General features: G+C 54.0%; 14 protein-coding genes. 11 read left to right on the forward strand and 3 right to left on the reverse strand.

Translation table 11 applies throughout. The annotated features are described in order from the left end of the window. Positions 1-4: 4 nt before the first annotated feature. Complete coding sequence (mutY, locus tag AC27IT_RS14770) at positions 5-1,120, forward strand: A/G-specific adenine glycosylase (RefSeq protein ID WP_005827681.1); 1,116 nt, start codon at positions 5-7, stop codon at positions 1,118-1,120. 163 nt (positions 1,121-1,283) lie between these two features. Here the strand turns inward: mutY and AC27IT_RS14775 are convergent, their stop codons facing one another. Further along, on the reverse strand, positions 1,284-1,442 hold the full coding sequence (locus AC27IT_RS14775; RefSeq protein ID WP_005827682.1) for a hypothetical protein: 159 nt from the start codon (positions 1,440-1,442) through the stop codon (positions 1,284-1,286). 138 nt (positions 1,443-1,580) lie between these two features. Then, complete coding sequence (locus tag AC27IT_RS14780) at positions 1,581-1,733, reverse strand: hypothetical protein (protein WP_005827684.1); 153 nt, start codon at positions 1,731-1,733, stop codon at positions 1,581-1,583. Positions 1,734-2,227: 494 nt separating this feature from the next. Here AC27IT_RS14780 and AC27IT_RS14785 point away from each other — a divergent pair, with 494 nt between their 5' ends. Further along, positions 2,228-4,195, forward strand: a complete 1,968-nt coding sequence (locus AC27IT_RS14785) for a methyl-accepting chemotaxis protein (RefSeq protein ID WP_487091875.1) — start codon at positions 2,228-2,230, stop codon at positions 4,193-4,195. Between the two features lie 66 nt (positions 4,196-4,261). On the opposite strand, the gene AC27IT_RS14790 is transcribed toward AC27IT_RS14785, so the two are convergent. Next, positions 4,262-4,486, reverse strand: a complete 225-nt coding sequence (locus tag AC27IT_RS14790) for a hypothetical protein (RefSeq protein ID WP_005827690.1) — start codon at positions 4,484-4,486, stop codon at positions 4,262-4,264. A gap of 196 nt (positions 4,487-4,682) precedes the next feature. On the opposite strand from AC27IT_RS14790, the gene fabL reads away from it, so the two are divergent. The 9 genes from fabL to AC27IT_RS14835 form a co-directional block, all read left to right on the forward strand. Further along, positions 4,683-5,441, forward strand: coding sequence for an enoyl-[acyl-carrier-protein] reductase FabL (gene fabL / locus AC27IT_RS14795; RefSeq protein WP_025845502.1), 759 nt, complete (start codon positions 4,683-4,685; stop codon positions 5,439-5,441). A 110-nt stretch (positions 5,442-5,551) separates the two neighbouring features. After that, positions 5,552-5,965, forward strand: coding sequence for a GNAT family N-acetyltransferase (locus AC27IT_RS14800; RefSeq protein ID WP_005827693.1), 414 nt, complete (start codon positions 5,552-5,554; stop codon positions 5,963-5,965). 48 nt (positions 5,966-6,013) lie between these two features. After that, a complete protein-coding gene (locus AC27IT_RS14805; protein ID WP_005827695.1) occupies positions 6,014-6,550 on the forward strand; it encodes a DUF402 domain-containing protein in 537 nt (178 codons plus the stop codon). Between the two features lie 144 nt (positions 6,551-6,694). Continuing rightward, a complete protein-coding gene (locus AC27IT_RS14810) occupies positions 6,695-8,476 on the forward strand; it encodes an ABC transporter ATP-binding protein (protein ID WP_005827697.1) in 1,782 nt (593 codons plus the stop codon). A 32-nt stretch (positions 8,477-8,508) separates the two neighbouring features. After that, positions 8,509-9,729: an MFS transporter gene (locus tag AC27IT_RS14815; RefSeq protein WP_005827698.1), complete on the forward strand. Its 1,221-nt coding sequence runs from the start codon at positions 8,509-8,511 to the stop codon at positions 9,727-9,729. Between the two features lie 114 nt (positions 9,730-9,843). After that, complete coding sequence (locus AC27IT_RS14820; RefSeq protein WP_007786768.1) at positions 9,844-11,091, forward strand: MFS transporter; 1,248 nt, start codon at positions 9,844-9,846, stop codon at positions 11,089-11,091. 78 nt (positions 11,092-11,169) lie between these two features. Continuing rightward, positions 11,170-11,715 carry a flavodoxin family protein gene (locus AC27IT_RS14825; RefSeq protein WP_340673604.1) on the forward strand — a complete coding sequence of 182 codons (546 nt, stop codon included), beginning with the start codon at positions 11,170-11,172 and terminating at the stop codon, positions 11,713-11,715. A 185-nt stretch (positions 11,716-11,900) separates the two neighbouring features. Beyond that, the gene (locus tag AC27IT_RS14830) at positions 11,901-12,236 is read left to right on the forward strand and encodes a transposase (protein WP_487091876.1); all 336 of its coding nucleotides are present in this window, start codon (positions 11,901-11,903) and stop codon (positions 12,234-12,236) included. A gap of 32 nt (positions 12,237-12,268) precedes the next feature. After that, the coding region (locus AC27IT_RS14835) for an IS3 family transposase (RefSeq protein WP_487091877.1) at positions 12,269-12,624 on the forward strand (356 nt) is incomplete at its 3' end.

The raw sequence follows: 12,624 nt of genomic DNA on the forward strand, positions 1-12,624 counted from the left end.
AGAAATGGCAAGGAAAAAAGAAACCGGCTTGCGGTACACTCTCCCGGAGGAATTTCACGTCTTCGGCTTTTCGCACGATTTGCTTGCCTGGTACGACTCGCAAAAGCGGGATCTGCCGTGGCGGATCAACCGCGATCCGTATCGGGTGTGGGTGTCGGAAATCATGCTGCAGCAGACGAGAGTAGAGACCGTTAAGCCTTATTATGCGAATTTCATGGAAAAATTTCCGACGGTTGTCGATTTGGCAAATGCACCAGAAGACGAAGTGTTAAAAGCATGGGAAGGACTTGGCTACTATTCCCGCGCTCGCAATCTGCAGGCGGCAGCGCGCGAGGTGACGGCCCGCTACGGAGGAGTCGTGCCGGACACGCCGGAGGAGATCGCCACTTTGAAAGGCGTAGGGCCGTACACGGCGGGGGCGATTTTAAGCATTGCCTACGAAAAGCCGGAGCCTGCTGTCGACGGGAACGTCATGCGCGTTTTTTCCCGGCTGCTGTACTTGACGGATGACATCGCGAAGCCCGCTACCCGCATCAAGATCGAGCATCTCGTGCGCCAGGTGATCCCGGAAGGCCGGGCAGGCGATTTTAACCAGGCGCTGATGGAGCTGGGGGCGATGGTCTGCCTGCCGCGCACGCCGCAGTGCCTGACCTGTCCGGTGTTTGATTACTGTATGGCGCGGCAGGAGGGTGTGCAGGAGGAGTTGCCGATCAAGGGCAAAGCGAAACCGCCACGTCCTGTCGATCTGCAAGTGGCGATCATCGAACGCGACGGCAAGGTGCTGATTAACAAACGCCCCGATCAAGGGCTGTTGGCAGGCATGTGGGAGTTTCCCATGGTGGAGACGGAGCAGCAAAAGGATGCCGCCAAAAGAGAGGCGCTCGCGCGTGGAATCAGCGAACGATTCGGAATCGACATCGAGGTTCTGGAGCCGCTCGGCGCGGTGCAGCACGTTTTTTCCCATTTGCAGTGGAACATGCAGGTCTGGTCCTGTGACTGGATCGAGGGGGGCGAGTTGCCGGGCCATGCGCGTTTTGCCGCCTGGAGCGAGCTGGATGCGTACACGTTCCCGATGGCCCACCACAAAATCCGCGAGCTGCTCGGGCAAAAAAGCAAATAAGCTGCTCACTGGCAAAAAGCTGTCGAGGGTTCTCTCGGCAGCTTTTTTCGTTGTTGCAGTTGTGGCTGCTGCGCGGTCTGTCCGTCACGCCTGTGTCGCCAATCGGCAAAAAAAGAAGATCACGCCGTAACGGGCATGATCTTCCTGAATGTGCTTGTTTGTCTTATCGGTAGAGAAATTCCGGAAACTGCATCGCAATCTGATGCTTCCGCTCTTCCCACTCAGCGATCGCTTTTTGCTGCAAATACCGTGTTTCGCGCTGCTCAGGGGTCAATTTCCGCTTCTCAATAATAATGGTGAAGAAAATCATTGGAATGTACATGAAGGTCCACCTCCCATCCCTGGTGTGTAGTGCAGTCAGCCGCCGTCTATCGCTTTGACTCCTGTAAATCTCATCATCTGACGTCTTTGTCTGTTTTTCATACAAAATCCCTCCCAATGTAAAATGTAAAACCAAAAATTAGATGCGGCTAACAAATTGTGCGGCTTCAAAAGCGTGCGCCTCGGCGCGTTCCTCCAGATAGCGGGCGCGGGCGTAAGCGGCCATGCGCTCTTCGGGTTTCACTTGTTTGCGCTCGATCTTGACAGTGAACAGCAAGAAGTTCAGTACCATGTCAAATCACCTCCTCTCAATATGGAAGAAAATGGATGGTTGTCGCCAAGAAAAAGACCACGGGCTAATGCCTGCGGTCTCTTGGCGTCACAAAGCAAACGAAAGACCACAAGCTACAACGCCCATGGTCTGGTAATTGACGAATGAGAATGCTGAAGATACGAATCCATCTACAATTCGTCGGTCCAGGAGGCGCTGTTATATGCAGTTTTGGCAACGATTAGACGATCAGTGAATGCAGGTGCAAAAGCGAGTACAGTCATCATGTTGCAGCCTCCTTCCTTCGAGTAGTAGTGTCGTAAAACGTAACCTTAGAATATGGCATTTTTTTCTTGTTGTAAAGCACTTTTTACCTAAATTCTGAAGAAAGTTAATTCTGAAAATAATAAAATATAATAAAAAGTAAAAGGATGTGCGATTATTGGTTTAGCCAGCTTGATATAGCGGGTAAGTATATCAGACAACGAGACTATGCGAAAAGGTGATGAAGTCGGATGAAAATGCCAAGATTGACCGTTCGAGCCAAGCTGATTGCTTCGTTCTCCCTCATCTTGATTGTTCCCGTGCTCACTCTTGGTTTGCTCTCTTATCAGAGTGCCAAGGATCGGCTGGAGGAACAACTGTTGATGACGGCCGCCGAGAACGTTCGCTTGGTGGACGAGCTGTTGGACCGTACACTGGAGGCGCAATCCCGCGATTTGGAGCTGATCGCTTCCGAGATCGGGAAAGAAGAACTGACGGAGCAGATGAGAAGCTCTGCCCGTAAAAAGCTGCAAACCTTCCACAAACTGCATCCGGACATTGGCGAGGTCTACATCGGCGAGGAAAATGGCAAGATGCTGACGGCGACAGACGCCAAGCTGTCTGCCGATTACGATCCGCGCAAACGCCCCTGGTACCAGGCGGCAATGGCCGAGCCTGACAAGACGATCATTACGGACCCGTACATTGATGCAATTACAGGGAATGTAGTTGTAGGTTTGGCCAAAGCTTTGTCTGACCGTTCGGGCGTGCTTGGAATCGACATTCAGTTGACCGCGCTCAACGAAACCGTGAAACAAGCGAAAATCGGCAGCAAAGGATACATGTCTATTTTCGATGCAAACCGCAAGCTGCTCATCCATCCGACCGGAACGCCAGGCGCTGACGCGACACAGCCGTGGGTGGAAGACCTTTACGCCCAAACCGAAGGGAAGTTTGGCTTTACGGATGAAGGAAATGACGCGAAGGCGACTTTTGTCACCAACGAGCAAACAGGCTGGAAACTGATGGGCGTCATGTACCGCACCGAAGCAGAGGTTGCGGCCAGCCCGATCTTTTACAGAACATTGCTGGTCGTCGCGATTACGATCGTCATTGGAGCGGGAATCGTGTACAGCATTTTGCGCTCGTTGCTGCGTCCGCTGCAACAGTTGACAGATGCGGCGGAAAAAATGAGCCAGGGCGACGTGACCCACCAGGTGGAAGTCAAAAGCGACGACGAGTTGGGCGTGCTGGCGAAAACATTCAACCATATGGCTGAATCGCTCCGTTCCTTGCTTTACTCCGTAAACGATTCTGTCCAGCAACTGGCGGCATCCGCAGAGGAACTCTCGGCAAGCGCAGACCAGACGAGCAAGGCGACCGAGCAGATCGCGACGACGATGCAGGACATGGCGACAGGCACAGAGCAGCAAGTATCGCATACGCAAAAGAGTACCGCAGCCGTCGAGCAAATGTCGCAGCGGATCAGCCAAATCGCCAACTACACGGCGGAAGTGTCCGACACGGCAAAGCAGACTGCAACCGTTGCGGCGGAAGGAAACCGCTCCGTCCAATCGGCAGTGCAGCAAATGACCGCCTCCAGCGAATCAATCCTGAGTCTGGCAAAAGTCGTGGACAATCTCGGAGTGCGCTCGCAAGAAATCGGCAAAATTGTCGATGTCATTACCGCCATTGCTAGCCAGACCAATTTGCTCGCGTTGAACGCAGCCATCGAAGCGGCGCGGGCGGGCGAGTCCGGCCGCGGATTTGCGGTAGTAGCAGACGAGGTGCGAAAGCTGGCCGAGCAGTCATCGGCGTCGGCCGAGCAGATCAGCCATTTGATTGCGGCGATCCAGCAGGAGACAGACAATGCCGTTGACGTCATGGAAAAGAGCAAGCGGGAAGTGACGGAAGGGATTGACAAAGTGTACGAGGCTGGGCGTTCGTTTGAGCAAATCCAGTCTGCGGTCGATGATGTGGCGCTGAAAATTGGCCGAGTCTCCCAGGCTTCGCAAGATATTTCCGAGCAGACCCAGTTGGTCGTCGAGCTAATCAACCATATTTCCGATGTGACCTTGCAAGCTTCGGACGGCACGCAGAGCGTATCCGCAGCAGCAGAGGAGCAGCTCGCTTCTATGGAAGAGATCGCGTCCTCCGCAATGTCACTGGAGCGATTGGCAGAAGATCTCCAGGAGCAGATCGGCAAATTCAAGATTTAAAAGCAAAAACCCGGTGCAGCAGACAGCCTTGTCTGTTTGGCAGCCGGGTTTTTTTGCGAAGTGCGATCAGTCGTAAATCGGCTTGGAAGCATGATCCCAGCCTCCGCTGTCGCCGCCGACCGGACCGCGTGATTCCAGCTCGCGAATCACTTTTACATGCAGCGAAGCGCCCTCTGCACTCAAATAAGGGGCGAGCTGCGAAAACGAATCGTGGTAGTGCAACAGCTCGTTGAGTTCCCACTGTGCCAGCGGGACCATGGTCAACTCGGACAAGTCGCGTCCTATGTACATCGCTTCGTTCCTCCTTTGTCTGTAGCCGCTCGGCTGGCTTTTGGCGTGTTTAGTATGGCTGTTTGCGGCATGGCTTTAGTCAGAGGAGATTTTTGCTCGCGGTAGCAAAAGCAGGAGTGGAGTTGTATAATGAAAAAGTGATTTTGACTTATTAGTACCTGCTGTTAATAGTTGGTGAGTAGGGGGCATTGCTTTTATGAATACGACAAAAAAAGTGGCATTGGTGACTGGCGGGACGCGCGGCATCGGTAAGGCGATTGCGCTGCAGTTGGCCGAACAGGGCTACGATCTGGTCTTGAACTATTTGCGCAACCGTTCCGCAGCGCGCGAAGCGGCTGCTGAGCTGGAAGCAAAAGGAGCGCGCGTGCACCTGGTCAAAGCAAACGTAGGTGACGTAGCGAAAATCAAGGAACTGTTCGCGGAGATCGACCAGGAATTTGGTCGTCTGGACGTGTTTATCAACAACGCGGCTTCCGGTGTTTTGCGCCCGTTGATGGAACTGGAAGAGAGCCATTGGGACTGGACGATGGAAATTAACAGCAAAGCGCTGTTGTTCTGTGCGCAAGAAGCGGCAAAACTAATGATTAAAGGCGGCAATGGCGGGAAGATCGTCAGCCTCTCCAGCCTTGGCTCCATCCGCGTGCTGGACAACTACACGGCGGTTGGCGTATCCAAAGCGGCTGTAGAAGCGATCACGCGCTACCTGGCTGTCGAGCTGGCACCGCACAATATCGTTGTCAATGCAGTTTCCGGCGGCGCTGTGGACACCGATGCGCTCAAGCACTTCCCGAATCGCGAAGAACTGCTCGGCAGCTCCGCGCAACGCACGCCGGCAGGGCGGATTGTAGAGCCGGAAGACCTGGCGAATGCCGTGATGTTTTTGGTTTCGGACAAGGCCTGGATGGTGCGCGGACAAACCTTGATTGTCGACGGCGGCATTTCCCTTTTGACCTAGTTTGTGCTTTTGCGGTGACCAGGAGTTGGCGACTTTGACGTCTCACTACACAAGACAAAGTTGTCCATGTGTTGTACAATAGAGGAAGAAGGTTACGAAGGAGGCAACGTATGCTGATTCGTCCGTTTCGGCTCGGTGACTATTCGGCTATCACAAGTATCTGGCAACAGACGGGTTTGGACCAATCGGACACGGAGTCGTTGAACGATTTGGCCCAACAGTTGGCATGGGACAGCGATTTGGTTATGGTTGCGGAAAAAGACGGCAGAGTTGTTGGGGTCGTGGTCGGCACGATCGACGGAGCGCGCGCCTATTTTTACCGGCTGGCTGTTCTCCCCGAGATGCAAGGTTCCGGCATTGGCCGCGAACTCGTGTCTGCCATCGAAAAGCGCTTCAAACAACGAGGCGTCAACAACGTCCTGATTATGGTCAATCAGGCGAATCCGGAAGTCCTTCCGTTTTACCTTTCGCTTGGCTACGAAGTACAAAAATTTGTTACGCTTTCCAAAAAGCTCTCTTCCTAAAGGAGGCTTGTCCCCATTCAAATAGAGAAGAGAAGAAAGGGGAGAGTCATGTCACCAACTCCGGGCTCCAATATCCGCATTGAAAGCTATAAACACGATCATTCGCTGCACCGCATATGGGACAAATCCACGCTGATTCACACCAGTGATGCGGTGGTGATTGGGGGAAACGATCGGGTCAAGGTGACAGAAGCAGACGGGCGGGAGTGGCGCACGCGTGAGCCGGCCATTTGTACTTTTGGTCGGGGCCAGTGGTTCAATACCATTGCTATGATTCGCGACGACGGCATCTACTATTACTGCAACATTGGTTCGCCCTTCAGCATGAAGGGTCAGCTTCTTAGCTACATAGACTATGATCTCGATGTAAAGGTGTTTCCCGACATGACGTATTCGATTCTCGATGAAGAGGAGTTTCTGTTGCACAGCAAACAGATGAACTACCCTCCGTTTGTCGTGGAAAAAGTACAGACAGCGCTGCGAGAAGTGCTGGACTGGGTAAGCGCGCGCCGCGGCCCTTTTCAGAACGGCTTTGTTCAACGCTGGTACGAGCGGTATCTTTTAGTGCGAGACGATGAGGAATAATCCCTTTCCCGTAAATCCGGGGGAGGGATTTCCTTGTACTGTCCTAAACTTGAAAAAGGCGAAGCACGATCACATACGTGCAAATTTGGCTGTGTCTGAACGAATCGGGCACAGCCAAGTTTCTATGTAAGGGAGGTATGCTGGTTGAGCATACGCCGCTATTTGGCATATGTCATGCCCTATTGGAAACAAATATTGGGGACCATATTCATAGGCATCATCAAATTTTCCATTCCGCTTGCTCTGCCGCTTCTCATCAAATACGTGATTGACGATCTGCTGCCAAGCCCGATTCCCCGCGAGGAAAAGCTGACGCAACTGTTCTGGCTGATGCTCGCCGCGTTTTTGGTGTTTACGGTGGTGCGTGCGCCTGTCGAGTACATTCGCCAATATTACGCGCAGTGGGTGTCCAGCAAAATTTTGTTTGACATTCGCAATCAGCTTTATGCCCATTTGCAGCGGCTCTCGATGCGCTACTACAACAACACGAAGACGGGCGAGGTCATTTCCCGGGTCATTAACGACGTGGAGTCCACGAAAAGCTTTGTGGAGACGGGCCTGATGAATTTGTGGCTCGATCTGATTACGATCGGCCTGACGCTGTTGATTATGTTTTCCATGGACGTCGAGCTGACGCTTGTCGCTATCGTCGTCTTTCCGTTGTACAGTTTTTCCGTCAAATACTTTTACAAAAAACTGCGCCAGTTGACGAGGGAGCGCTCTGCCGCGCTGGCCCGGCTGCAAGGCTATTTGTACGAGCGCGTGAACGGCATGGCGCTGATCCGCAGCTTTGCGCTGGAGAGCCACGAGAGCAAAGGATTTGCCAAGGAAAACAACCAGTTTCTGGACAAGGCGCTGGAGCATACGCGCTGGAACGCGCGGACGTTTTCTGTCGTCAATACGGTCACCGATATCGCGCCGCTGTTCGTCATCGCCTACGCGGGCTATCAGGTGATCGGCGGCAGCATGAGCGTAGGGACGCTGGTGGCGTTTTACGCCTATTTGGAGCGTCTGTACACGCCGTTGCGGCGTCTGGTCAACTCCAGCACAGTTTTGACGCAAGCGATCGCCTCGATGGACCGGATGTTCGAGTTTCTCGACGAGTCCTACGACATCGTGGACAGTCCCCACGCGAGCGAGCTGCCTGTTGATCCTGCGACGGGGCGCATCCGGGGAGAAATTCGCTTTGAGCACGTTTCGTTCCGCTACCGGGAAGACGGGCCGCTCGTTTTGCAGGACGTGAACCTGACAATTAAACCAGGCGAGACCGTGGCGATCGTCGGGATGTCCGGCGGCGGAAAATCGTCTCTGATTAGCCTGTTGCCGCGTTTTTGGGATGTGACAGAAGGGCGGATTACGATAGATGGCATCGACATTCGCGAGCTGAAGCAGCAAAACTTGCGCCATCATATCGGCTTGGTGCAACAGGATAATATTTTGTTTAGTGAATCTGCCAAAATCAATATCCTGATGGGGAATCCGGCGGCGGATCAGCAGGCTGTCGAGGAAGCGGCGCGCGCGGCCAACGCGCATGATTTTATCAGCGAGCTGCCCCAAGGCTACGACACCGAGCTGGGCGAGCGCGGCGTGAAGCTGTCCGGGGGTCAAAAGCAGCGAATTGCCATCGCGCGGGTTTTCTTGCGCAATCCGGGCATTCTCATTTTGGACGAGGCGACCTCTGCCCTTGATCTGGAGTCGGAGCACATGATTCAGGAGTCGCTGGCCCGCCTGACCAAAGGCCGGACGACGCTGATCGTGGCGCATCGCCTGTCTACGATCACGCATGCGGACAAGATCGTGGTCATGCGCGAGGGGCAAATTGTCGAGCAAGGCAAGCACGAGGAGCTGCTTGCGCAAAAAGGAGTGTACCATAGCCTGTGGAGCGTCCAGGATTTTGGAACAGCGTCTGAGACAGGCGCAAAGTGATTGATTGACCAGGGGGGAATGGAGGGAGTTAGATGGAGATATGGCGACGCAATTTATACGTGCTATGTGGATCGCTGTTTGTCGTCATGGTCGCTATGAGCATGATTATGCCGTTTTTGCCGCTCTACATTCAGCAAGACTTCGGAATTGACGATCCGCACCAGGTAACGGCGTGGGCGGGGATCATTTTTGGGGCCAACTTTTTGACCGCAGGGCTGGTGTCCCCGATCTGGGGCAATCTGGCTGACAAGCACGGGCGCAAGATCATGATTTTGCGCTCCGGCTACTTCATGTCGATCACGGTTGCGCTGACGGGCTTTGCCGGAAGCTTGTGGCAGCTTTTGGCGCTGCGGCTGATTAACGGGCTTGTGGGCGGGATCATTCCGGCCAGCACGGCGCTCGTAGCTTCGTCTGTGCCGAAAGAACGGATCGGCTGGGCGCAGGGGTTACTGCAATCGTTTATTACGGCGGGCACGATCATGGGACCGCTTTTTGGCGGTGTGCTGGCGAATCAGATCGGCTTTCGGATGATCTTCGTGGTGACAGGCAGCCTGCTTTTGCTCGCTACTTTGGTCATTACGTTTACGGTAAAAGAGACGTTTGTTCCACCAGAAAAAAAGGACCGCTCCAGCCTGAAGGAAGATTTTCAGATGATCTTTTCGTCCAAAGAGCTGCCGGCGCTCTTTTTTGTAACCGTGATGATCCAGTTTGCGCTGTTCAGCATCGTGCCTGTCTTGCCGATCTACATCTCGCAGTTGGTCAGCTCGGAAGGGGCGAAGGTAGCGCTGTGGGCGGGAATTGTCCAGGCGGCGATGGGGATTGCCAACGTGTTCGCCTCACCGCAGTTGGGACGGCTGGGAGATCGGTTCGGCTCGCAAAAAGTGCTGTTGTTCGCCTTGCTCGCGGCCGCCTTCCTGTTCATTCCGCAAGGGCTGGTCTGGACGGTGTGGCAACTGGTGGTCCTGCGCTTTTTGCTCGGGCTGTCGCTCGGCGGCTTGCTGCCTTCTGTCAACGCGCTGCTGCGCCGTGCAACTCCTGCGCATATGGTCAGCCGCGTCTACGGCTACAACAACAGCTTCGTCAGCATCGGGAGCATGCTCGGGCCGATGATCGGCGGCTTTATGGCCGGGTACGTGAGCATCAACGGCGTGTTTTTCATGACGAGCGCCTTTTTGTTCATCAACGCGGGCTGGGTGTACTACAGCTTTTTCCGCAACAAATCTGTACAGTCTACAGAATCTGGAATAGAATAAAACATAGTTGACGAAAAGAGGTGCACCTCCATTGTGATGAAAAGTCGGCAGGAATAATTGCATATTCCGTCAGGACGTCGGGAACGGTCCTGAACCGACAGGAGGTTGTGCATCGTGTGGCATAGACGATTCGTTTGCCTCTGGGCGGGTCAGACATTGGCCAATCTGGGGGATGTTTTTTACATTGTGGCGTTCATTTCGGTCATCTACGCGGCGTCCGGCTCGGTGATGTACACGGCGTTTGTGCCCGTAGTGATTTTGTCGGCGCAGTCTGTCAGCGGCTTGACCGCGCCGCTCTTTTTTCGCAGATGGACGCTTTCGCGCATGCTCGTCTTGTCGCAAGCGCTGAAAACGGCATTGCTGGCGGCAGCGGCTGTTTGCGTGGACAGGGAGACGGGGACGCAATGGCTCTGGCTGCTCTACAGTCTCGGGGCGATGATCGCCTTCATGGACGGCTGGGCAAACCCGGCGCGCAATGCGCTGGTGCCGCAGCTTGTGCTCCGCCAAGAGCTGATGCGAGCAAACGGCCTGCTCGCGACTTCCGATCAGACGGTTCATTTTGCCGGATGGGCGGCAGGGGGCTTGCTCGTGGCCTGGCTGGGAGCGAGCACCGTTCTCTGGGGCACAGTGGCCGCCTACGTCTTGGCAACGCTCGCCATGCTGGGAGTCAAGCCCAAGCTGGCTAATGCCGAAGGCGAAGCGGGCTTGCGTGTCTCTCCCCAGCAGCCGCAGGGAGATTGGCTTACGGGCTGGAAAACGATCCGCAATGTGCCGCTACTGCGGCAACTGGTGGCGCTGGATGTCGTCATGGGCATCGCGGGCGCAGTCTGGATCGCGGCGATTTTGTTGCCTTATGTCCTGGAAGTGCTGGGGCAGGGCGAAGAGTGGTGGGGATACATCAATGCGGGCTACCTGCTTGGCTCGATCATCGGCGGCACTTTGCTTTTGAAGTACGCCGGGCGGATGAACCGGCAGTTGCCGCGCTGGCTGGTGGCGGGAGTTAGCGGTTCCGCGCTCATGACCTTGCTGTTTGGCAGCACGCCTTACCCTTTGGCGGCTTTGCTGTTTTCCTTTGCGCTTGGTCCGTTTCTGGAGATTGCGCTGGTGAGCAAGCAGACGATTTTGCAGCAGGAGACAGAGCAAGCGGCATTGCCTTACGTCTTGTCTGCAAAAGGCACGCTCGACGCGCTTGTTTTCGGGCTGTCCTCGCTGGTGATGGGAGCTTTGGCCCAGTGGCTCGGCACGCGTGCCGTTTATTTGCTCTCTGGTCTGCTGCTGGCGGTGGCAGTTGGCTTGGCATGGCGGCTGTGGCAAAAGCGGCCCGCGCATGCAGGTGAGCAGGAGCAGGGGCAAACTTTTTAAAAGGCGATACCCTCTGGCGAAAGCTGGAGGGTTTTTTGCTACAATGACAAGGAAGAAACCAAGAGTGGAGTGAGCCGGATGAACATTCTCGTTTTGCATGGAAGCTCAAGAGACGGCGGCAATACGGAGCAACTGACCAATCTGGCGCTGGAAGGGATCGAACACACCAGCATTCGCCTGCGGGAAAAAAACATTCTCCCGATTCACGATCAGCGGCATGCGGAAGGCGGCTTTACGACGGTGGCAGACGACTACGACGAGGTCACGGAAGCGGTGCTCGCCCATGACTTTTTGATTTTCGCCACGCCGATTTACTGGTACGGCATGTCCGGCCATATGAAAAACTACGTCGATCGCTGGTCGCAAAGTTTGCGCGACAAACGCTATGCGTTCAAGGAATCGCTCGGACAAAAACAAGCCTACGTCATCGCGACGGGCGGCGACCAGCCGCGGCTGAAAGGGCTGCCGCTGATTCAGCAGTTCCAGTACGTCTTTTCCTTTGTCGAGATGCCATATGCGGGCTACATCATTGGCGAAGGCAACAAGCCGGGGGATGTGCTCGCAGACGCGCGGGCCGTGGCCGAGGCCCAACAACTCAACGCATGGCTGAAGGCCAGGCTGTAGCGGCTGGATGTTAGAAAACGTGGCTGCGCCAAGTCTTTGGCGTAGCCTTAGTGGATAAGAATCTTACAAATTCTTATCTGTACAAAAAAGACCGGAGCGATGATATTATCCCTTTTGAGTAGACAGTGAAAAAAGCCCAAGCATATTGGCTTGGATGGTACACTGATACATGGAGGGGATTTTCTTTGGCTAAAAAGGGACAGACATTTATGAGGCATTCTGAGGAGACGAAACAAAGAGCAATCGACCTTTACGAAAAAGGTGGGCTTAGTTATCAAGCTGTAGCCGATGCTCTTGGGATTCGCAGTTCTACTCAAATAAAGAACTGGGTTGGGAAATCCCGTAACAACGAAACGTTACTGGATCAGCGTGGGAAGCATGCGGCTTCTCATCCTTTTATTGGTCGGCCTCGTACGAAGTTTTCCAGTGTAGAGGAAGAACGAGATTATTTGAAAGCGCAGGTAGAGTTCCTAAAAAAGCGCAATCCAAATCTATTCGGGGAGGGATCATTCCGAAAGTAAACCGCTTTGAAATCATATCCTCACTGGAGAACATGTGCCCGATTACCTGGTTGGTGGAAATCGCACAGGTATCTCGTGCAGGATATTACAAGTGGCGAAACACCGAGGAAAAACGCAGAGAGCGACATCTACAAGAGATGAATCTGAAGGAGCACATCGTAGCCATTCATCTGAAATGTCCCTTTTACGGTTACCCACGGATGCAAATTGCTTTGAAAAAAGAGGGATTCATTGTCAATCACAAGCGAGCATACCGTCTTATGAAAGAACTCAACATTCAATCAACCATCCGGAAGAAACGTCGTTATTACAGCAGAAAGGCATCCGTAGTCCAGCCGAATCGAGTGGAACGTCATTTCAAGGTGGAGCAACCTAATCGACTGTTTGC

Source organism: Brevibacillus sp. YAE8 (assembly GCF_057543335.1).